At 37.2% G+C, this 22778-nt stretch carries 16 protein-coding genes, 2 tRNA genes and 2 pseudogenes; 6 read left to right on the top strand and 14 right to left on the bottom strand.

Annotation, left to right across the window (positions count from 1 at the left end):
* Positions 1-457 precede the first annotated feature (457 nt).
* From IPK91_16490 to mnmE, 4 genes and pseudogenes are all read right to left on the bottom strand, one after another.
* Positions 458-1057 carry a DUF3987 domain-containing protein gene (locus tag IPK91_16490; GenBank protein MBK8298834.1) on the bottom strand — a complete coding sequence of 200 codons (600 nt, stop codon included), beginning with the start codon at positions 1055-1057 and terminating at the stop codon, positions 458-460.
* 923 nt (positions 1058-1980) lie between these two features.
* Positions 1981-2481, bottom strand: coding sequence for a hypothetical protein (locus IPK91_16485; protein ID MBK8298833.1), 501 nt, complete (start codon positions 2479-2481; stop codon positions 1981-1983).
* 1691 nt (positions 2482-4172) lie between these two features.
* A pseudogene (locus IPK91_16480) lies at positions 4173-5282 on the bottom strand (site-specific integrase).
* A gap of 612 nt (positions 5283-5894) precedes the next feature.
* On the bottom strand, positions 5895-7271 hold the full coding sequence (gene mnmE / locus IPK91_16475) for a tRNA uridine-5-carboxymethylaminomethyl(34) synthesis GTPase MnmE (GenBank protein MBK8298832.1): 1377 nt from the start codon (positions 7269-7271) through the stop codon (positions 5895-5897).
* Here mnmE and IPK91_16470 point away from each other — a divergent pair.
* On the top strand, positions 7266-7802 hold the full coding sequence (locus IPK91_16470) for a hypothetical protein (protein ID MBK8298831.1): 537 nt from the start codon (positions 7266-7268) through the stop codon (positions 7800-7802). The two genes, mnmE and IPK91_16470, sit on opposite strands and share 6 nt — an antisense overlap.
* Here IPK91_16470 and feoB read toward each other — a convergent pair.
* Positions 7799-9883: a ferrous iron transport protein B gene (gene feoB, locus IPK91_16465; protein ID MBK8298830.1), complete on the bottom strand. Its 2085-nt coding sequence runs from the start codon at positions 9881-9883 to the stop codon at positions 7799-7801. The two genes, IPK91_16470 and feoB, sit on opposite strands and share 4 nt — an antisense overlap.
* A complete protein-coding gene (locus IPK91_16460) occupies positions 9864-10094 on the bottom strand; it encodes a ferrous iron transport protein A (protein MBK8298829.1) in 231 nt (76 codons plus the stop codon). The genes feoB and IPK91_16460 overlap by 20 nt, the downstream gene beginning before the upstream one ends.
* Positions 10095-10274: 180 nt before the next feature.
* On the opposite strand from IPK91_16460, the gene IPK91_16455 reads away from it, so the two are divergent.
* Positions 10275-10823 (top strand): sigma-70 family RNA polymerase sigma factor, encoded by a 549-nt coding sequence (locus IPK91_16455; GenBank protein MBK8298828.1) that lies wholly within the window; start codon positions 10275-10277, stop codon positions 10821-10823.
* Complete coding sequence (locus IPK91_16450; GenBank protein ID MBK8298827.1) at positions 10810-12345, top strand: hypothetical protein; 1536 nt, start codon at positions 10810-10812, stop codon at positions 12343-12345. The genes IPK91_16455 and IPK91_16450 overlap by 14 nt, the downstream gene beginning before the upstream one ends.
* A gap of 6 nt (positions 12346-12351) precedes the next feature.
* Here IPK91_16450 and IPK91_16445 read toward each other — a convergent pair whose 3' ends face one another.
* The 5 genes from IPK91_16445 to IPK91_16425 form a co-directional block, all read right to left on the bottom strand.
* Positions 12352-13917 carry a hypothetical protein gene (locus IPK91_16445; GenBank protein MBK8298826.1) on the bottom strand — a complete coding sequence of 522 codons (1566 nt, stop codon included), beginning with the start codon at positions 13915-13917 and terminating at the stop codon, positions 12352-12354.
* Between the two features lie 12 nt (positions 13918-13929).
* Complete coding sequence (locus IPK91_16440) at positions 13930-16347, bottom strand: T9SS type A sorting domain-containing protein (GenBank protein MBK8298825.1); 2418 nt, start codon at positions 16345-16347, stop codon at positions 13930-13932.
* A 7-nt stretch (positions 16348-16354) separates the two neighbouring features.
* Complete coding sequence (locus IPK91_16435) at positions 16355-17578, bottom strand: TCR/Tet family MFS transporter (protein MBK8298824.1); 1224 nt, start codon at positions 17576-17578, stop codon at positions 16355-16357.
* A gap of 227 nt (positions 17579-17805) precedes the next feature.
* The gene (locus IPK91_16430; protein ID MBK8298823.1) at positions 17806-18987 is read right to left on the bottom strand and encodes a hypothetical protein; all 1182 of its coding nucleotides are present in this window, start codon (positions 18985-18987) and stop codon (positions 17806-17808) included.
* A complete protein-coding gene (locus tag IPK91_16425) occupies positions 18984-20036 on the bottom strand; it encodes an NAD-dependent epimerase/dehydratase family protein (protein ID MBK8298822.1) in 1053 nt (350 codons plus the stop codon). The genes IPK91_16430 and IPK91_16425 overlap by 4 nt, the downstream gene beginning before the upstream one ends.
* 287 nt (positions 20037-20323) lie before the next feature.
* Here IPK91_16425 and IPK91_16420 point away from each other — a divergent pair, with 287 nt between their 5' ends.
* The 3 genes and pseudogenes from IPK91_16420 (at position 20324) to IPK91_16410 (ending at position 21838) form a co-directional block, all read left to right on the top strand.
* Positions 20324-20527 carry a hypothetical protein gene (locus IPK91_16420; protein ID MBK8298821.1) on the top strand — a complete coding sequence of 68 codons (204 nt, stop codon included), beginning with the start codon at positions 20324-20326 and terminating at the stop codon, positions 20525-20527.
* Positions 20527-20975: pseudogene (locus tag IPK91_16415) on the top strand (nucleotidyltransferase). Before IPK91_16420 ends, IPK91_16415 begins: the two are co-directional and overlap by 1 nt.
* Before the next feature lie 386 nt (positions 20976-21361).
* Positions 21362-21838, top strand: coding sequence for a hypothetical protein (locus IPK91_16410; GenBank protein MBK8298820.1), 477 nt, complete (start codon positions 21362-21364; stop codon positions 21836-21838).
* Positions 21839-21944: 106 nt separating this feature from the next.
* Here IPK91_16410 and IPK91_16405 read toward each other — a convergent pair whose 3' ends face one another.
* The 3 genes from IPK91_16405 to IPK91_16395 all read right to left on the bottom strand — a co-directional run bounded on the left by IPK91_16405 (position 21945) and on the right by IPK91_16395 (position 22603).
* Entirely contained in the window at positions 21945-22208 is a 264-nt protein-coding gene (locus IPK91_16405; GenBank protein MBK8298819.1) for a GIY-YIG nuclease family protein, read from the bottom strand.
* Between the two features lie 183 nt (positions 22209-22391).
* A tRNA-Pro gene (locus IPK91_16400) sits at positions 22392-22466 on the bottom strand.
* 48 nt (positions 22467-22514) lie between these two features.
* Positions 22515-22603: transfer RNA gene (locus IPK91_16395), tRNA-Ser, on the bottom strand.
* Positions 22604-22778: the final 175 nt, after the last annotated feature.

Raw genomic sequence — 22778 nt, 5'->3', positions numbered from 1 at the left:
ATTTTTGTCTGCAACTTATAGCTTCATTTGCAAATTTTCATCTTTGACAACAGCATAAATCTGGTCAGCAAGCCAAAGGGTTTACAATTCTTCCTACATCAGCTTTTTTTAGTATTTGGGCCAATAATGGGATTTACTCTTTCTTCAATTGCCTATCGCCTCGTTCTACTTTGCTAATAATAGAAGTATCCACATCAATTGAGAAGCAAGCTGCCGCAGCAACAAATTTTGCTTCGTTCTTAGTTCTCTAATTCTTTCGCAAACTGTGTTGCCATTATAATAATATTGTCTTGACAAATATTGGCAAATATAAAACAAAAGCAAGAGTTACTAAAAAAAGTAGTACGTTAAAAAGTTTTGAGAAAGTGGGGAAATGAGGATTTGAGGAAAGGCGGATTTCAATTCATTTTGCTCCAATTCCGCAAAACCTCATATCCTTAAATCCTCAAAGTAGGAACTATTGAGGATTTTTGGCGTTGGGGTTGGTGTACTGGTCGTGACCATCGTACTGGATAATATCAGCATCTTTAAACTCCTTGATGTAGCGGTGTGCTGACTTGTCGGTAATGCCCAAACTTTGGGCTGTTGCTACATAGGTTTGGCGGTTGAAATGGTATGGCAGGTTTTCTAAAAACATTTCTTTCTTGTGCTTTGGTTTTGGCTTGTAGGTTTCCTGTGCTACTTGCGAATAAATATAACTGCTGTGCTTTACCAGTATGGTAATCATATCCAATGTATTTTGGAAATCGGTATCGTTGCAATAAAGGTTCTGTTCTATGTTTCCATCTTCCATAATTCGGAGTGCTGAAAAAATCATCATTATACGGTAGGCAATCAATCCTAAACGCCTTACTGAACTTATAATCTCCTCTTCCTGGATATTGACATACAGGGTTTGCATTTTTTCAAAGAATGAATTGAATTGAAATTGCTGTGATGGTGTCAAAGTAAAGTGTACTTCTGGATTGGCTTGTAAAGTTTGGTACAAAGTGTAAAAGTCGTGACCCAGCTTTTCAAAATGCACATCTAAACCGTTTTCGGTTTTAGATGCAAACATCTTTCAAATCAATTTCATATTCATTACATAGAACATAAAACGGGTGAACAAACCATTTTCAGCATTTGGAATGAGGTTTGGAATTTGCTTGGATGTACCTGAAAGTAAAGCTGATAAACAAGGTCAATCAATTTCTACATATTCTTTATCTGTTCTTTGATAATATGAGATAGGTTCGTGTTGAAAAGCATTGCAAAAACCATCGCTAAAGTCTCCGTAATCGCTTTAAATGCTTTAGAAAGGTATCACCCTGTTTCAAAAGTTAGCCCTCTTTTTATCGCTATCTCCTAATATTTCTAAAAGCCTGTTGCACTGTTATTGGCTGGAATGAACAACATTTTTTGAGGAGGTTTCTGCGGTTTTCGGTGTTGGCATCTTTGCCCTTGTTAGCGTTGTATTCTTGCATATCCACCTCAAACTGTTGCTTCATTATTTTGGTTTGGTTTTCTTAATGCTAAGTGGATGGGTTCAACCAATTTTCGGCAATGAATTAAAATGCCTTTCCCTGCTGATGCTTTGGCGAAATGAAAATGAACAGGTTTGTATTAACTGGATTGTCGCCATACTTACCAATGAGTTTGGAATGCCACACTTAGCGTAACCAATGAACCCAACAATAAAATATCCCTTTCCTCTCTTGGTGGTGGCTACTTGTGTAATGTGTTTTAAAAACTCTGGTATTGTGTCAAACATTGCATCCGGGGCAAAGTAGGCATTTGTTCTTCGGGCTGTGGTTTCCTCTTGATCCGTTGCCTTTGCTTTGGTTCAAACTTTTTTTGTTCTTGGGTGTAGTGTAATAGGCGCTATTTACGGCAGTCTTAATTTCTCTTTCAGATAAATCAAAATGCTCTGTACATAGTATTTCAGTATCGGATTGCGATAAACCAACTCTGTTGCAATTAGAAGCAAGCAGATAAATATAATTATTTCTGTTTCCATCGGTGTATGATGCTTTTTGGTTTGTGAATTGAATTTGTTGATTGAATAAAAATGTAATGTTGAGGTCTTCGGGTTCTGCCGTTTCTATTGGAACAATTGGAGCAATAGCCGTAGGCGTTTGCGATTGTTGTTCTTGAATGAATTGGGGCAAAGCCACAATGAATTTCTCGTTTTGGATGGTTCTGTATGCGTTTGGGTCGTGGCTCCATAAAACAAAGCCTTGTAACATCTTTGCAGCTTGGGTCTGCCTTTAGTCCTGTGGCATCTTCATAATACTTCTGCACTTGCAGATAAGCAATGTCGTGGTATTCCAGTTCTGTGCTTACCTCAACAAATACTTTTAGGCCGTTGCCACTTGGACTAATAAAGCAAAGGGCTGTGTAGGAGATTTTACTAATGATTGCAAACGCAGTTTGCAATTGCTCTGGTGTTAGTTTGTCAAAATCTAAATGCCCGAGAAGCCACTGTACATTTCCAAAAGGCATTTGCCTTTTTCTTTGAATACAGCCGAAGGCGTAAGCTAATAAAGTTTTCTTTTATTGTCGGCTTCTGCCTTATTGCCTTGTGCACATAAGATTGCGGATTTCTTCTACTTCCGTTTTGTACTTGTTAGAATAATGTCTTTACCTATCAGCAGTAGAGATTTTTTCTACCGGGATAGTAAGTTTTTAAATATGGTACTTGATGCCATTTCTTTTCTTTTCTTATCGGTTAAAAATTCTATTTGCGTTTGTTCTTGGAGTATGTACTCCGGTAGCCATAAACATCAATTTCATCGTTTGATTGACGGTTGCGCTGTAACCAGTCGTCTAACTCGGAACCTTGAAATAGAGTTTCTTTCCCTGGGGACAGAGAATGGGGAATACTCTCTTTGTACTTGTAAGTTTGTACAAATGTGAAGGACTTACATCAAGGAATGTGCAAGCCTCGTTGAAGTTTAATACTGTTTTTGCAGTAAGTTTTGCTCATCTAATTTGTTTGCAATTTCTGTTGAGCTTGTCGAGAATTAAATTTTCTGTTGCCATCTTTTTATTTTTTAAAATTTGATGGAACAAAATTCTACAATGCAGCAGGGGCAAAGGATTAGAGTGTATATCTCATTGAGATAACTCCTAACCTCACTATTTTTTATTTCATTTGTTTGATTATGTTGTCAATGGTTGAGTTGATTTTTGGGTTGTCAATTTTATTTGAATACAAGTTTTTGAGCCTTTAAAAGTTTCTTGGTTTCTTGTTTAAAACAAACCAGATTTTTCAAGTGTTTGTTGGTGTTAGATTATTGAAGCTGGCACTAAGTTTATCCATGATGTATCTAAGCTGCAATTGTTTCGCAACCAAAATAAAACCTTGTGCATTTTGGACTAAGTGCTTTTGATGTTAATATCTTACTAAATCGTCCCTCTGCATTTTCTTTCATTCAAAAAATCAAACTTGTTTAGCAATTGTAAATTGATTTTTGATTTCAGTTTTGCTTCTGTGCCTTTAAAGCCAAATGATAGTTTCTCTTTGGTGGTTGGCTTCTCTACTTTCTCTGTTTCAATTTCAACTTTACTACTCGTTTATCTGTGCCTTTGGTAAATTCAAATCCAACATATAAAAATCTTCAATACTGGTGGGGCTTTCAATACTGGCTATGCTCAACTCCTGTATATCAAAAAATTAATAGTTTAGGTGTTGCCTTAACAACTGCAATACAAAATGAGGTAACGAGCTTTGCTCGGTGGGTGCTTCCTCAAATCCTCTTTCCTTAATCTCCTTAACTGTGTTGCTGTAAGTGCTTTGATGTTCTTTAATGCAATAGTGGTGTGGTACCTATATCCACCTTTTTGCTGTACTTCTGCATCTTGGTATTAAAAGCATTGTAAACACGAAGTGTTTCAAGGCTGATAACAGCATTATAAAACTTGCTTACTGCATCGCTGTAAGCTGGAAAATCTATTGCGTAGCAATGGTTTTCAAAGTGCTTGTTCCACTTTGTATTTTGCTTTGTAAGCCATTTGAGAGAGTTCGGAATAATCAGCCAACAATATTTGAAGCTGTTGCATAACTCGGCTTCTGTGGTGGGTTCTTTGCTGCCTACCTTTTTTATTTTTCTCGTTGATGGCTTTTGTGCCTTTGCTCAAAAGTCCAGGGCATAAGTTCTTTGAACAAAATGCTATTCAATATTTTATTTCCATTATAAGCCAATATTTATTTTGTTAGCTGCTACTGTTTTCTTTTCATCAATTACATTAGCATAAATCTGTGTTGTTTTTTAAATGCCTGTGTCCAAGCAATTTTGATACTGTGAAAATATCAGTACCCTAAGTAAGCTGCAATGTGGCGTATGTGTGCCTTGCACAGTGGAAAGTGATGTGCTTTTCAATACCTGCCTTTATCATCCATCTGTATAAATCTGCATTGCGACTATCGGAGTAAAATCAAATCAGAAATACTGGGTCCGATGACTTTCCCTTTCCTCCTAATAAATTATAGGCTTCATCAGATATGGGGCAAGGTTTCAGATCCTTTTGTTTTTTCTGTACGAAACGGATGCAATGCCTAACTCCGGTTGATTGTTGCATTTCCTCCCATTTCAATTTCTGAATATCGCTGAAACATAACCCAGTGAGACAAGCAAAAATAAAAGCCCTTTCATCAACTCGTTTTTACATTTGGTTTTGGCTAAGAGTCTTTACAATTCATCAAGGGTAAAAAACTCTCTTACTGGTTCGCCTTGTGGCAAGCCATCTACCATTTCGGCAGGGTTGGTTTTTAGTATGCCATCCCTCACAGCTTGTTTGAGTGCTGCTCTGAACTTATTAAAGTAACATATTTGGTATTGGTTGAAATTGCCTTTTGGTTTTGGTACTGGCTTCTTTCAAAAGGTAATCCCTGAAGCCATCAACAAAGGCTTTATTGATTTGGATTGAATTGTGTATCTCTTGGGCAATACTTTTTTAAGTGCTTTATGGTACTATCCCAATTGCCATAATTCCTTTGCTGTCTTTTCTCTTTTCAGCCAATGCCTCCATATACATAATGAAGTACGTTTTTAGCTTCTCCTTATCGTGGAAATCATAAGTGCTGTTCTGTATCTCCAAATGCCTTTTACTGCGGATGGTTTCAGCCAATGCCAGTATCTTTTTATTCTCCTCTTTTACTGCATTGGTGAGCTTGCCTTTTTCTGGGTCGGGTGTTAGGTACAAATTCAAATACTCATACTGGCGTTTGCCATTGAGTAATACTCTAAATAAAAGGCTTATTTTACCTCGCCTTTGGGCCGTTGTCTTAATGTTACTTTCATTTTCTTATCAGTTAAATAAATTATCAATTGAAGCCCTTTTGATGATGGTACGGCTGCTCAGCTTTGCCACCGGCAAACGGTTTACTTTTATCATCCGTTGAATGGTCCATCTGCTTGCACCCAATAGGGAGCAACTTCCAGTATGCTTAAAAATTCTTTCTCTTAAATTAGTGTGATTACCTGCTATCAGGGTTGGATAGGGTTTCAGTAGCAACTACTGGAGAGGGGGAAAACAATTTTGCTTTGTTGGTTCTTAAATTTGCGTTTACTTTTTTCTCGTTTGGTTTTCTTGTAGGCTGCACTGTTGCATTTAAGCTAATACTTCGTTGTGGTCTTTTGGCTATGAAAGCCTTACCACAATGATCGCAGAATTTGGGAAGTTTTTAATTGTACTACTCATTTGTTGCTATTTGTTGCAGTATGTTGCTGGGTGGTGCTACTTGGTGCATTATTTCGCCTGATTTCCATCAAACTGATATGTGGGCAACAAAATAGCCAATTGGGCAACAACTGGGCAACAAATATAAGTAAAAAAGTAGAGTTGGGCAACAAAAAGAAAGAAAAGTGTACTTAAACTCAACAAAAACAAGCACTTAAACAAAAGAAAGTAAATTACTTTCCGATACAGAACTTGCCAAAAATAGTTCCTAAAATTTCGTCGTTGGTAATTTCACCACTGATTTCAGCTAAATGATAAAGCGCATGTCGAATGTATTGAGCTAATAATTCACTTTGCAATCCGGATTGCATGCCATTAATGGCTGCTTCAATCTGTTGAATGGATTTTTGAAGTGCATCCTGGTGCCTTGCATTTATTGCAATGCTGTCATCTTGAATTTTTGAATCTCCCAATACCAATTCATACAATTGGTTTTTGATGTAATCTAAATTCATTTTATTTTTTGCCGAACAGGGTATGATTTGATTCTTGCTTAGGAATTGATTTACATAGCGCTCATAATCTATTCCTGGATTCAAATCCATTTTATTTGCAATCACTAACAGCTGTTGCCCTGTTTGTTTTAGTTTTTCAAGATCTTCCCAAAGCTGTTCTTTGCTGGTTTCTATTACATCAAATACATAGACCAAAACACTGGATTCTTTTATCTTTTCCAAACTTCGCTCTACTCCCATCTTTTCAATCTGATCTTGTGCTTCACGAAGTCCTGCTGTATCAATCAATCGAAATAAAATTCCATTTATATTGAGCGGCTCTTCGATCGTATCTCTGGTTGTTCCAGCAATCTCTGATACGATGGCACGCTCTTCTTGCAACAAAGCATTTAGTAAAGTTGATTTCCCTGCATTGGGGCGACCGGCAATTACCGTTTTAACACCTTGTTTTACTGCATTGCCTAAATTAAAACTAGCGTACAATTTTAAAATATGATCTTGCACTTTTATTAATAAAGATTCCAGATTTTTACGATCGGCAAACTCAACATCCTCTTCTGAAAAATCCAATTCCAATTCCAACAAACTGATAAAATGTAAAAGTTCACTTCGCAAATCCTGAATTTCAGTTTTAATTCCTCCTTTTAATTGGCTTATAGCCAATTGTTGTGCGGCCTGTGTTTCGGATGCAATTAAATCCGCAACGGCTTCTGCCTGGGATAAATCCATTTTTCCATTTAAAAATGCACGCATAGTAAATTCTCCAGCTTTTGCCGGAACGGCTCCTGCAGCGAGTACACTATTTAAAACGGATTGGAGGATATAAGTTGAGCCATGACAAGAAATTTCAACCAGGTCTTCGCCTGTATAGGAATGGGGGGATTTAAACACGGTCACCAGGACCTCATCCAAAACCTGTCCGCTTGCATCTCTTATTTTACCTAAATGAACGGTATTGGGTGCCACCTTCCGAAGATCCTTCCCTTTAAAAATCTGAGATACCAATAAAGTACTGTCTGCCCCGGATACCCGAATCAATCCAATGGCTCCCGTTCCCGGAGCAGTGGCTATAGCGGCAATGGTAGTTTTTTGCAAGGGTGGAATTTATTAGCGCAAAACTATGTTTATTGTATTGGATTGTCTTTTCATCCTAAAAATAATTATTTTCGCGAAAAAGCAGCATATATGGCAACAATGGACGTATTTAAAGAGACAGGTAAAAAATGGTGGAAATGGACTAAACGGATCATACTGCTCCTGCTACTCATTGGATTGGCTTTCTTACTATTTGTTTTATTTGCAAATTATAGCGAAGGTTCGCGTACAGGATTTGTCACCAAAATAAGTCACAAAGGCTTTGTATTCAAAACGTATGAAGGTGAATTAAATTTTGGATTTTTCTCCGGTTCGGCAAACAATGGAAAACCTGCTGACAATGTTTGGTATTTTTCAGTGATCAATTCAGAGGTTGCGCGTCAGGTAGAGGAAGCTTCAAAAGCTGGAAGCAAAGTGACATTACATTACAAAGAGAAATATTTAAAAATTGCATTTCGGGGAGAAACCACCTATCTGGTTTATAAAGTGGAACCCGAATTTGCAACTAAACCCGCAGCAGCTCCAAATTAAAACCAATGATAGGCTGTCCAGGATGCGATATAAGCAAGTAATCCCATATATATAAATTGGATTATTGGCCAACGTTTGGTGCGCGTTTCTTTCCACATGACAGCAAACGTACTCATGCATTGCATTGCAAATGCATAAAATAAGATCAGGGAAATGGATGTCCGCCTATCAAAAAATGGGCTACCGTCTGCCCGTTTTTCCAACGCCATCCGATCTCTTAACAAAATTTCATCATCGTTGGAACCCAAACTGTAAATGGTGGACATCGTTCCTACAAAAACTTCTCGCGCTGCAAATGAAGTTAATAATGCAATTGAAATTTTCCAGTCAAATCCTAATGGTTCAACAACGGGTTCAATAAAACGTCCGGCTTTTCCAGCAAATGAATGTTCTAATTTTCTGGCTTCTATCTCGGATAAGGTTGCTGAAGAATCTCTACCCAATGTTTTGGATTCCATTCGAACTGTTTGCTCAACCTTATCCAATTCCCCTTTCCACGAAAAACTAGACATGAACCATAAGATCACACTGATCAACAAAATAATTTTTCCAGCTTCGAATACAAAGCTTTTTACTTTCTCATATACAACAAACAATACCTGCCGCATTTGAGGCAATCGGTAATCGGGCAATTGCATAGCCAATACACTGAGTTCATCTGATTTGACAAAATAGCGTATTACCAATGCCGTTAATAAAGCCATTACAATTCCCAATGAGTACAAAGCCATAAATGCAACTCCCTGACTATTGAAAATACCCATCACTTCTTTATAGGGTACAATGAAGCCAATCAAAGCAGTGTATACAGGAATTCTCGCTGAACAAGGAATCAATGGAATCACAAACATCGTTACCAAACGATCCCGTTGATTGTTGATGCTGCGTGTTGACATAATTGCTGGAATCGCACAAGCACCTCCACTGATGAGACCAACTACCGATCTGCCATTTAATCCTACTTTCTTTAACAGATGATCAAACAAATAGACCACCCGAGCCATATATCCCAACTCCTCCATCCAACTGATTAAAAAAAACAAAATCGCAATCTGTGGAATAAAAACTATGACTCCACTTAAACCAGGGATGAGTCCTTTGACAATTAATTGAGAAAACAATCCATCTCCCATCAAATCTCCTAAACCTCCTTGCAGTGAAGCAAAACCCGATTCAATCCAGTCCATTGGATAACTGGCCCAGGAAAAAATTGCTTGAAAAATAAAAAACATAATTACGGTAAAAATCGTAACCCCTAAAAGCGGTTGCGTTAATACCGAATCAATTTTATTGGTATTTTCTTTTGATCGGTTACTTTTGTTAAATTGAACCAAAGAAACCCATTCATCAATTAAAACATACCGCTGCAACGTCTCTTCAATTTGCAGTTTTAATGAATGCTCTTTTCCAAAATAACTGTTGATTCTGGACGATTGAATTTTTTGGCCGTAATGCTTCCACAATAAAATGTTGTAATCATTTTTGAACAAGGGATTCGGTTCAAATTTTTCAAGCTCTTGTTCAGGAATTGTATAATTACTTTTTCTTGAAATAAAAATATGAGAGAACTGAATGATACTTTGAATTCGTTCCTTAAGTGTATCCAGGTTTAAATGTGATTTTGAACTAACCGGAATGATGGGACATTTTAATTTCTGTTCTAATAGCAAAGTCCATTTTTCGATTAAGCCCGGTTCTGCCAAATCACAATTACTCAAACAAACAATGACCGGAAATTCTAAATCTATAATTTGAGTAAGCAATAGCAACTGTTTATCCAATAATAAGATATCCGCTATATAAATAATTGCATCTGGATGATTTTGGTCTTTTAAATCAATCAATGCTCTGGTCAATACAAACTCATCGTAGGTATTGGAATGTAAGCTATAAGCACCTGGAAAATCAATTAATTCAATTACAGATCCGTCTTGAGCATAAAATTTACCAGATTTGGAATCCACCGTAACCCCAGGATAGTTCCCTACTTTTTGATTCAGACCGGTAAGTAGATTGAAAATGCTTGTCTTGCCGCTGTTTGGATTTCCTACTAAACCAACTTTATACAATTGCCCTGACATCTGGTATTTGTTTTAATTCCAATCCAAGCAATTCATCCTCACGCAAAGCAAAATGACAACAATCGACCTCTACATAAAAGGCACCTCCTAAGAGCGCTTTTCGTTTTATTTCCAATTCCTTTCCGGGATAGATTCCCAGGGCAATCAAGCGGGCTGCTAAAAAGGGATCTTTAAATCCAAGAATGAGGAATTTACCTTTGGGATCGTGCATAGTAGTTTGCAAAAGTAATGTTTGGGAGCCAAGGCTCAATTAAAATTTATATACTATACAATATGTGCTATTTATACATATAATATTATTTAATATAAAATCGAAACAATTTTTTAACCTCATTTTCGTCTTTAAAGCAGCAAATTGCCTTTAAATACGTTGTATAGAGAGTAGGTTCTTATGAATATAGCAATACCCATAAATCCATCTGAACAGGAGCTCATCTTGGCTTGCATTGAACGGCAATCCTGGGCTCAACAGCGGATTTATGAGGAAAACTACCGTTTGATGATGACTGTGTGTATGCGGTATTCAAATAGCTCAGATGATGCATTTGATATTTTACACGAAGGATTTTTGAAAGTTTTTACAAACATTCGCTCTTACGAACCAGGAACTTTATTGCAAGCCTGGATCCGAAGAATTATGGTAAATACTGCGATTGATTTTTATAGAAAAGAAAGTCGTCGTACAACGACCGATTTGGATGAAGCGCGCACCTTGGCTTATTCACATACCCATCCGGTGGACTCCATGGCAGCAGAAGAAGTGATGAAGGCTGTTCAAAAACTTCCTCCAATGTACCGGTCGGTATTCAATATGTTTGTCATCGAAGGATATTCACATAGAGAAATTGCAGAAACACTAAATATAACAGAAAGCACGTCCAGATCTAATCTGGTGAAAGCACGCACTAAATTAAAGGAATTATTACATGGCAAAATCTGAAAAAGCTTTTGATCAAAATATAAAAGACATTCTGGAATCCTATTCCACGAATACGCAACCGGATTGGGATTTTATGCAACAGAAAATGGATGCAGCGGATCGCGATTTAGAATTTGATCAAAAAATTAAACAGAGCTTCCAAAATTTGGAATTGGATTCTGAACAAATTAACTGGCAGCATTTTGTAGCTAAGAAAAACAGGATGCTTGAACGGAGACGTCATATCATCCGGGCTCGTATGATTGAATCGCTTTTGTTTTTATTGTTACTCTGCACTTTGGATAATATTGGCATTACAAATATTTTACCAATAAAAGAAAAACAAGCTGAATTAGTCGCCCCTATAGCTCAAAATAAAACAGAATCAATTCAAACAAATTCAGAATTGAATGCTGCGAACGAAAATTTTTCAACTACAGCACAGAGCACTTCAAAAGAAAATAAATCAACTGCCCACTTACAGAGCTATGATGTCGAACATTCTAAAGGTTTAATCCCAATTGCTGGTCGAAAAAAACAACAGACAAATCAACTTTCTTCTAACAGCATCCCTGCTGCATCCAATGCTTCAGTGAGTGCTTCAGTTAATATAAAGGAATCAATAGAATACAATCAAACTTCAAGTGCAAGTTCTTTAGAGAACAATCAGGAAGCTTCTGCAATTGCTTTGCAAAACCCAGCAGCAATTCTAGAAAATATAGAATATCTGCCTGTGCTTCAAGCTGGCTTACCCCAAAACCTGGATGCAATTGTATTAACCGATTTACCTCAAGTGCTGAATGCATTACCAAATAAAATAATTCCAGTTGCATTAAAATCGACCTGGCTTATGATGCATACAGGGCTTATGTTAAATACCATCCAATCTCCTTCTTTCCTTGATTTTGGAAAAACGTACCAACACCAATTACGTCCAGGAATTCAGACAGCCCTGAGTTTTGGTGTGGAAGCAAAAAAATGGATGATAGAAAGTGGACTTATATACAGTCATTTGTCCTATCAGCCCAATATGTCAGAAACATTGGGCAGTTTTGAAAACGGTTACTATAAAATCAGATTTGATAAAATTCAATCTCACATTCTTTCGATTCCGGTATTGCTACACAGACAAGTTGTGCAGCGCAACCATTGGAGCGTGAGTGCAAAACTTGGCTTGTCCATCAGTGCTGCATTAAAAAATTATTTTACACTTGACACAATCACCAACTTATCCGGTACAGTCCATCAAGGAATTGCCTATGGGACCAAAGATAATTCAGTACTTAGTACCCGGGTGCGCAATGATTCCAACCAAGGTTTATTGGATGGCGGAACATTTGGAGTGAATTCATTTGCCAATGTTGTTACGGGCATTCGGGTGAATCATCAATTGAATTCAAAACTAAATCTCTATTCTGAAATTGAATTAAATGCCATGTTAGGCCCTAAAAAAATTGGAGATACTCCCAATGGTTTTGGACCCAACGCAGATCGGATTATTGCCACTAATTTTAATGTTGGATTGGCATTTAAATTGAAATAAGGCGATTCAGTTCTTATTTAATTTCACAAATTCCAGAATCTGTCTTTGATTCTCTGAAGAAATTAAAACATAGTATTTTCCATTCGTTAAGTCCGGAGTTAGTTTACAGCTTAATTTATGTGCTCCTGGAGTAAATTGGTAGTTTGTAAAAAATGATTGAAGTTTTTTACCCCCTGAATCAACTAAGTCAATACAAAGTCTTTTGTCTTCATTCAACTTAAAATCCAATAAAAAATAATCTAGTACCGGATTTGGAAAAATACGAGCTTCCTCCAATATAGATACAGATTGCTCTGTATTAATTACAAGGCCTGATGTATATCTTGCCACAGCGAAATCCAAATTAGTTCCATTTTCAGCTTCTCCAGCTATTACAATTTTACCATCTGGTTGAATGGCAATTGCATAAGCCACATCTTCACTCATCAAACTACCCATTGGAGTTATAATGCTTCCATCGCCACTAAATGTTTTATCTAAAATGCCTGCATCTGTAAATCGGGCCAATCCAAAATCTGCATCGCTTGATGGTTGTGCAGCTTCACCAGTTACTAAAATTTTCCCATCAGCTTGTAAAATCATGGCATAGCCTTCATCAAAACGTGTTCCTATTGCTTGCACAACAATTCCATCCATACTAAAACTTTTATCTAAACTACCATCTGGTAAAAATCGAACCAATGCAAAATCATCTCCTGTGTTATTAAACGTAAATCCTGAAACAACAATCTTCTGATCTTGTTGGACTGCAATTGAAAATGCACGCTCCCAGTTAGGGCCAATGTCTGTAATTACCTTTCCATCCTGGCTAAAAGCAGGGTCGGGTTTTCCATCTGCTAATAATCGAACGGTAGCAAAATCATTATTAAAATCCGAACCCGTGTATCCAGCCAGTACCACTTTACCATCTGCCTGGATCGCAATTGCACGTCCGTAATCCGGACCAGCTCCAATGTTTATGGTTGTTTTCCCGTCGCCATCAAAAGCAACATCCAGCATTCCATTCATCTGTAAAATAGCTACTGCAAATTCTTCCTGGCTATTTGCAATTGAACTCCCTGCTAAATAAATTTTATCATTGTACACCACCATAGAATAACAGTAATCGTCCGTACCACTGAAATCGACCGTCGCCTTTCCATCTCCACTAAACGCATTGACTAGTTTACCATCCGAACTAAGGAGCACTGCGGCAAAATCGATGGTACTCCCAACCGATGCAAACCCACTTATTAATAACATGCCATTGGATAAAACAACAACAGCTCTGGCCTCATCATTGCCACCAGCAATATCCAGCTGAAGTTTTCCATCTCCGCTAAAACTATTATCCAAACTACCATCAACATTATATCGGACGATTGCAAAATCAGTATTTGAATTATTTTCAGATGTTCCAACTACCACAATTTTTCCATTTGACTGACATGCAACTCCATAAGCCTGATCATCTCCACTGCCAACTGCTGAAATTAATTTTCCGTCTCCTGAAAACGTTTGATCTAATACACCTGCTTGTGCAAAAGACATCAAAGGCATCAATACCAAGCAAATTAAATTCAAGGATTTCATTTTCGGATACACTTATTTTTTAATAAAATGCGTAGCAGATAAAATTTTTCCAGACTTATTAAAAGTATGCAAAATATAAGATCCGCTTATCAAATGACTAATATCTATGGTATCATAAAAATCGCATTCAAGAACATTTTTTCCACTCCGGTCTATGATTTCGCATTTGCTTATTTCATTCGTGTGTTCACCAACCACATGAATTTTATCTGTAGCAGGATTGGGATATACATTAAATAAACGTTCATTAAAATCATGATTTGCCACTGCGACATGGTACCCGTGTGCCAATGCATAATCCCCAGCTATTAATTTTGTTATGCGTACAAATCCTCTTTTATCTGTTGGGTTAACTATCAATTTATTGTAATCTGTGTATTCTTTCCAGGGTTCTGACCAATCTTTTCTATAGACTAAGATCAGACTGTCTTCTGACTTATACAATATGTCGCTGTCAATACTTTGCGTATCAATTCCGTTGTATTCAATTCGCCCATCGATGGCCAGCTTGCCATGATTCACAGTGTGCACTTGCCAAAAATGATTGGTTGAGATTTTATCAATATTAATTGCTTTGCGGTCGGTTTCCGGTCCAACCAGGTGATGAACAATATTTACATAACTGCTATCACTCACCTCACCCACGTTTACGGTAATTGCCGTATTAGGCAGATTGGCCGTTCCCGTTTTATTTATAATTGTATGACTTTGTAAACTTGCCAGATTTAATTGCTGGTCTTCATTTATTAAAACGAAAGACGGACTGTAGCCATCAGGTAGCAATACATTAAAATCATACGAGTCTCCGCTTACCTTTTGTTTGATTACTTGCTTTTCCAGATTTTGATTGTACATCGTAAATGTTAGTGGTACATCCCGATACAAATGATTGGCATGATATGATTTTTGTTTCACCTGGATGTAAGCATAATGCTGTCCATTCATATTATACACCATAAATGAATCGATGTAAAACGTGCAATATCCAGGATTAAAAACATAATCATCAAAATAAGCCGTCATATCAACCCCACTGTTTCGATTTAAAAAATCTCTGAATTCATAGGCATTCATAGATTTACCATTCAAACTATCGAAAATCATAGTACAAACATTGCGGTAACGTTCATCTCCTAAATATCCACGCATGTTATGAATCATGGCTGCACCTTTACGGTAGGTGGTGGTTCCATAAGTTTGGTCATATGGCATCGGCGACAGGGGTAGAAAACCACCATCATTCTTATGTGCATTAAACAAAATATTTGACAAATTGGATTTTACAGTTTCGATAAACTCATCTTTTCCATAAGCTTTTTCAATAAATAAATGGCTGGCGTATTCGGCATTGCCTTCTTTAATCCACATATCCCGTGCGTCGTCAAGCGTCGTTACATCGCCCCACCAATGATGGCCATATTCGTGCGCATATAATTTTTCATTTTGAAGCAAGGTTCCATTTTGAATCGTACTTACCGGATAGGCCACATTGGTTGGATGCTCCATAGCTCCTTGCGTTGTAGCTACAAAACCAACCCGCTCAAAACGATACGCACCAAACCAATATTCAAAAGCATCAATGGCCGTACCTATTTTTGCAAAATTGGTTTTCATTTTTTCAAGATCGGGTGATTTAGAAATCAACTCGATCGGAATTTTGGTATTTAATCCTTGGTGCTCACTTTTAGCCACTGCGTAATTGGCTGCTGCTATTCCTGATAAATACGTTGTGATGGGTGTATTCATCCGATAATGTCTCTTGATTAGTTTGGTACCAACGGGTTCTTCCGAAATAAATGTACCGACACAATACGCTGGTTTATCTGAAGTAGATGTTACAATATAGTCGTATGTAGTTCGTTCAACAAAATTGTCAAAACATGGAAACCAAACCTTTCCAAAATTGGGAGGCGTTGTGGAAAGGCCTATGCCCAAATTGTATATGTAGTCATCAACAAAATAAAATCCACCCCATACTGGATCGCGAACGGGCATCCCATGATAATACACCACAATTTCATCCTCATGATTGATAGGAAGTGCACTGCCAAAGAAAGCTGTGATAATATCATTTGTATAATTAAAGACAATTGGCAATCCGTGATATAAAACAGAGTCAACCGTAAGCTGCTTTAAATCCAATTGAATCCATTGGAGTTGATCCATCTTTGTTTTAAATCGAACGGTTGTGTTTGCTGTAATGCTTTTACCTGAATAATTACTGACATCAATGGCAATTGCATAATTTAAAATATCAAAACTATCGCTGCGCAGGTTAGAATTTAACATGGCCTGCAATTCAAACTCACTGGGCTTGGAACGAAATAGTTGATGTGCACTTGCATTGTGGCAAGGAATAAAATCATCTGGTTGAGCAGAAAGTACAAAACCAAGCAAAATAAACAAACAAGAATTTAAAAATGTTTTCATATATCGATTAGGTATGAATGCGTGATAAAGGTTTAACAATAAAAATAATTCCTGCAAGCACAAGAATGCTTGCCATTAAAAAAGAAGCTCCCGGAAAATAAATCGCATGGCTGGTATTTGTAAAATACCCAAATAAATTTGTCATGAGCAATGGGCCGATAATCGCAGTAAAACTCATCAGACCCATCATTCCGCCTTGCAATTCTCCTTGAGCATTTTGGGGAACCTGATTGGAGATCAATCCCTGCATTGCAGGACCGGACAATCCACTAAAAGAAAACGGAACTGTAATTGCAAACATGGCCCATCCTGTTGGAGCAAACGCAAAGGCTAAATAACCAAACATAGCTACAATCATTGCAAATAAGATGGAATGCTTATTCCCTAATTTCGGAATAATGATTCTGCTTAAGCCTCCTTGCACGATAGCTGCCATTAAACCCACAATTGATAATGAAATGCCTATCATTTTTGCATCCCATTTAAATTTTTCAATGGTATAAAATGACCAGGTACTTTGAAGAGCATAATGGGCAACATAAACTAAAAACAAACTCAACAAAAAGCCTTTTACAATAGGATAACTAAACAAAACACGCATCGTGCCGAGTGGATTGGCACGCTTCCAATCAAAGGCTCTCCGGTTTTCAGGTTTTAAAGATTCTGGCAAAACGAAAATTCCAAACAGCATATTTAATAAAGCCAAAACAGCAGAACCAAAAAATGGAACACGAAGCCCATAATTTCCTAATAGGGCACCAATAGCAGGGCCAATGATAAAACCCAGACCAAAGGCTGCACCGATTAATCCAAAATTTTGAGCACGCTTTTCTGGTGGACTTACATCTGCAATGAAGGAGCCGGCAGCCGAAAAAGAAGAACCTGTAATCCCAGCTATGATTCGACCAATAAACAACCAGGTAATGCTTGGGGCAAATCCTTGGAGTAAATAGTCCAGTCCAAAACCAAATAAAGAAAACAACAAAACCGGTCTTCGTCCAAACCGATCACTTAAGCCACCCATAATGGGAGCAAATAAAAACAGCATCAAGGAAAACGAAGAACCCATATAACCGGCAATTCGACTGGCATCACTCAAAGGGTATCCGGAAAGCTCTTGAATTAACTGAGGCAAAACAGGGATCACAATCCCTAATCCGGTGACATCAATTAGAACAGTAAGAAAAATAAAACCAAGAGCCTTATTAAGGGATTTTTGTTCTGTAGCCATTTATTGGAATCTGGTCCGCTAAGATAGTATGTTTTTGCAGAATGATGGAGCACCAGTAGGCTGAAGGCTAAAGGCTAGAGGCTAGTTGATAGTTGGTAGTTGATAGTTGTTGGAAGGTGGCAGGTGATAGATGGTAACATAAATTCCATTAAGAATTGAACAAATCAACAGTGCTGAAAAGAGGACTATCCATATTCTTGCATACCTAAAGACTAAAAGGCTATAGCCTATAGACTAAATTTCATTTTCTCCTTTAGCGAATTTACAACATCCTTTCCATAAAAGTAAGCGGTTGTTTTGTGAGCATTGTAAATGAGTGTTTGCCTTCGATCTGCTAGCTTCGTGATGCGATTTAATCCATCTAAAATCGATTGGGTATCTTTACTGGTAATTAATTCTGCACAATCATATTTACGAATAAAATCAGCCAAAAAAACATCCGGAGGGATGTGAGCCAATATCGGAATGCCAGATAACAAGAAAGGTAACATGCGTGTTGGAAAAATAGTTTGATATTCTATATCTGAATAGGCTCCATCAAAACCATGGGTCAATAAACAAACATCATAATTTTGCAAAACAGCATCAACTTTTTCTTGATTTACATATCCTTTGTAATGAACTCCGAGTTTATCTAAATCTAAATTCCATTTGTATTTAAAAATTGGTTTTTTAGTTGATGTAAAGATGTCAAGTTGATAAACGTCAGAGTGTTGGGAAAGCAATTGAACTAACCGACTGGTAGCCTCCATATTGGAATGGTTGAATGTCCCAATCAATACCAATTTATAAGGTGGATTTTGATTAAACGATTTTGAAAAAGTTCGTATCGGATATTCATTAAATGTGTGTGGAAGAACTTCAAATTTCTGTTTCCATTCCGGATAGGTTTTCTGATAATATGTACGCATACCTTCACTCATCAAGAATACAAGTCTGGATGCATTAAATACACTGGTTTGAATTTTTTCACCAATATATTTTGAAATGGAACTTCGATTTTCCACCAAAGTATTATGAAAATAAGAATAAAGCTGCAAATTGAATGCAGAGGCTGCGATCTTTGCAAGCATCATGTAATAGGGATCCGGAAAGCAAGCTAGAATTTTGCTCGGTTTCTCTTTCCGAATTAGATTAAACACTCGGATTAATGCCAGTGGAAATAACAAGAATCTTAGTGGAATAAAATAACGATCGCCATGCCCTTTCCAATTTATTTCGGAAAAAATATAATTGTAAACGATCCCATCATAGATTGCTTTCTTTTTAAAAAATGATTTACTTCCACCTACAATGACAATTTCGTCTGGTTGAAATTGTTTGGCAAGTTGATGTGTAATATAGGAACTGCCTCCCGACATGGGTGGGATTGCCCAGGAAACAATTAATAGTTTATTTTCCGAAGTCAATGCAACCTGTTTTTCCAGGATAATACAATTTCTTCATTGATAGTTAAAAGGGATTTACTGATATCCCAGTATGGATAATGCATTTTCATTTTACTTAAATCTGAAATGTAACAAATGTGATCACCTTCGCGATTTTTTTCATTATAAACATAGTTCATTTTCTTGCCAGAAATAGATTCAACGATTTCAAATGCTTCTAAAATTGAACAAGCATTTTGTCTGCCTCCTCCAATATTATAAACTTCTGCTACCCGTGGATTTTGAAAAAATTGTTCGATGAAGCGTGCGACATCAAATGCATGAATGTTATCTCGCACTTGCTTGCCTTTATATCCAAATATCGTGTATACTTTTTCTGTCAAGTTGACCTGAACGAGATAACTTAAAAAGCCATGCAGTTCAACACCGCTGTGATTGGGACCCGTCAAACATCCGCCACGCAACACGCAGGATCGCAATCCAAAATAACGGCCGTATTCCTGCACAAGAATATCTGCTGCCAATTTGGAAGCTCCAAATAATGAATGTTTGGATTGATCGATGGTAAAATCTTCGCGAATCCCTTGAAAATACGCTGGATCGGCAAAATCAAATCGGCTTTCTTTTTCTATCAAATTCAATGCATTGGGTGCATCACCATACACCTTGTTGGTTGACATATACACAAATACAACCTCCGGACAAAACCGGCGACAGGCTTCCAATAGATTTAGACTTGCATTGGCATTGACATCAAAATCGTCAAAAACCCGGGTGGCTGCCAGGTCATGGCTGGGTTGAGCAGCCGCATGTACAATAAAATCCGGCTGAATTTGTTGGATTAGTTCCAGGACTTTTTGTCGATCCCTAAGATCCAATTCAATGTGCTTGAAGTGTTTGCAATTGGCTTCCAATTGCTTTTGATTCCAGCGGGTATCCCCTTTCGGACCAAAAAACTCAGCCCGCATGTTGTTATCCACCCCAAACAGTTCCCAACCCATTTGGTCAAAGTATCTGACCACTTCAGAGCCTATTAAACCAGAGGAACCTGTAACAAGTAATTTGGGCATACTAAAAAAATAGCTATCAGCAAAAGGGGCTCAATGCGCCCTTAAACTAGTGAAATACAAGCGCAAATGTATTAAATATTTTAAGAATCTTAAAAGCCACATTAAACAAGGATTTTTCATTAGAAGATTAAATCTGAGCTAAAATTGAGAAACTTTTGAATTTGCTACTCATTAATGAAGAAAAATCGGCTAAAAATTACGATTGTATTTGTTTGTTCCAACAACAATTTGAGCTTATTTAAATAATGAATTACATTTGAATATTCAACTAATTTGGATTTTCACAAATGAAAGATCAATATAAATTAGATCGAACTGCATTTCGGGCAATGACCGTTGAACAAGCGGATACCTATCAAAGAGATTACTCTCAAAAATCAATGGAAAAGAGATTAGAAATAGCATTGTATCTAACAAGCATAGCATATAATTTTGATGTTAATAATCCACCAAGAATGGATAAATCTGTGTTCTCAGCGGGTACATTATAATTGGAAATATATTTAATGATGATTTTATTGAGTTCATACAAGTTTTAAATCACAATGAAGTCGAATATATTTTAGTAGGCGGTTTTTCAGTCATTTTACATGGACATTCAAGGGTTACGGGTGATATGGATAATGGGTATCAAGATCCGAATCAAACTACTCAAGGATTGTAAACGCATTTAAAGAGTATGGCATGTCGTTAGCCGATATGACATTAGAAAATTTTATTCATCATCCGACTTGGGATGTATATAAGTTTGGAAGAAAACCAGTTGCTATAGATATTATGGTATGTATAAAAGGTATGAATTTTACCGAATGCTATAATCAATCTGAAATAAAAAATGTTGATGGGTTAAATGTAAGAACATTACATTTTAATGACTTAATCAAAGCCAAGAAAGCATCAGGAAGATTTAAGGATCTTGATGATATAGATCAATTATAAAAGTTATAATGGTTTACCGGATTATCAAAATTAAACCAAATAAGACAGTGGCTTTTAAAGCCCGTATTAAAAAAATGAGGAAAACAGGAAAAAGCACAGCGTGTAATTAATAATCGTATTTCCGGGTTATAGCTTGATGAACCGAGAATGTATCTAAGACGCAATTTTTTGATATTCCCTAATAGGTATAATAAACTAATACCAAAAAATAAATTGTCCGGATTATCAATAGGAATAAAAGAATCTGCTTGCTTATGATTTAAAAAGACTGCCATAGTACGTTACTAATCAAACTAAAAAATACTATGTATCCCTACTAAGATTTCATACTATTATGCTATTGGCAGCTTTGATTTTTTATCAAACCTTTGCTTAAAATTATTCTAATGAAGCATATTATCCTTAGTGTATTGATTCTGAGCAATGTAGCTATGCATGCACAGCTAGCCTCAACAAACAAGGCAAGCAACGTCTTAGCAACAAAAAAAATGACTCCGAATTGGGAAGTAAACTTGCTGCCAAACAATGGCTTAAAGGAAGGAATGAACCATTTTAAAATTAGAGCAGGTGAACCCATTGATATTCTAGTCACCAATGGTACTATTCAGGAGTATAGTTTTAGTGGCATTACATATAAAATGGGTAGTGAAAATCCATCCAGCGGATTTCAGTGTGATGGCAGGTCTTGCATTTGTAAATCATATTCAGATTGCCAAGATTTAAGAAGTACTACTCTTTGTAAACAAGGATATTGGGTTTGTGAAGAGAAACAATTTATTTGCCGTTGTCTAAGAAGCAATGTAAAAACAACATCAAAACCTAAAGTTGATATCGGGGTAAAAACTACTACTACTAAAAAATAAATAATGGCCAAGGATAGATCCATGATTAAACCCTTTGAGGCACCAGGATTTCCTGTCCCGGTTCAAGCGGGAGAACCTGGGACCCTCCTGCTAAAGGCGGGATACGCTAACCGGACTTGCCATTTGTTTTTATAAGTGTCTCAATTTTGAATTTACTTTTCCAGGCTTTTAATTCGCGTTCGCGAATTAGCGCCTCAGAAATTGATTCATATTTTTCACTATACACAATTTTCCAATCCTTTGCCCTGCTTTTAAAGCCTCTATGATTGGATAAGTGTTTTCTTAGACGCTCATTTACATCTTGAGTGGTGCAACCAATATAGTAACAACTCAAAGTAAGAGAATAGAGATTATAAACGGTGTTACTCATCATAAAAAAGGAGTTGATATAAATCAACTCCTTTTATTGTTGGGGCACCAGGATTTCCTGTCCCGCTTCAAGCGGGAGAACCTGGGACCCTGGCGCCTCCAGCGCCATACGCTAACCGAATTGTGATTTCAGAAAATATTAAAATTAAAAAAGCCCTTGCATTTTTTTGCAAGAGCTTTTGTGTCGGGGCACCAGGATTCGAACCTGGGACCCCCTGCTCCCAAAGCAGGTACGCTAACCGGACTGCGCTACGCCCCGAATCTGTCAAATTTAAGAAGAATAATTCTTCTTTTACTTACCGGATTGCGGAGGGGGAGGGATTCGAACCCTCGGTACCCCTTTCGAGGTACGACGGTTTAGCAAACCGTTGGTTTCAGCCACTCACCCACCTCTCCTTTGAGGTAAATCCTCTTATCCAATTCTGCTGCTCTAGTTTTTCAATTCTAAAGCATGCAAATACTTTGTACCAATTTCGAGGTGCGACTGTTTAGTCCCCACAATACTGTGGGGATTGGTTTCAGCCACTCACCCACCTCTCCGAAACTTACCTGATTTATTTGCCGGTTTGCT

The organism is Saprospiraceae bacterium, from assembly GCA_016712145.1.
In the GTDB taxonomy this organism is placed as follows: domain Bacteria; phylum Bacteroidota; class Bacteroidia; order Chitinophagales; family Saprospiraceae; genus Vicinibacter.
Note: the sequence above shows the minus strand (reverse complement) of the source record. Positions and strands in the feature narration are given on the sequence as shown.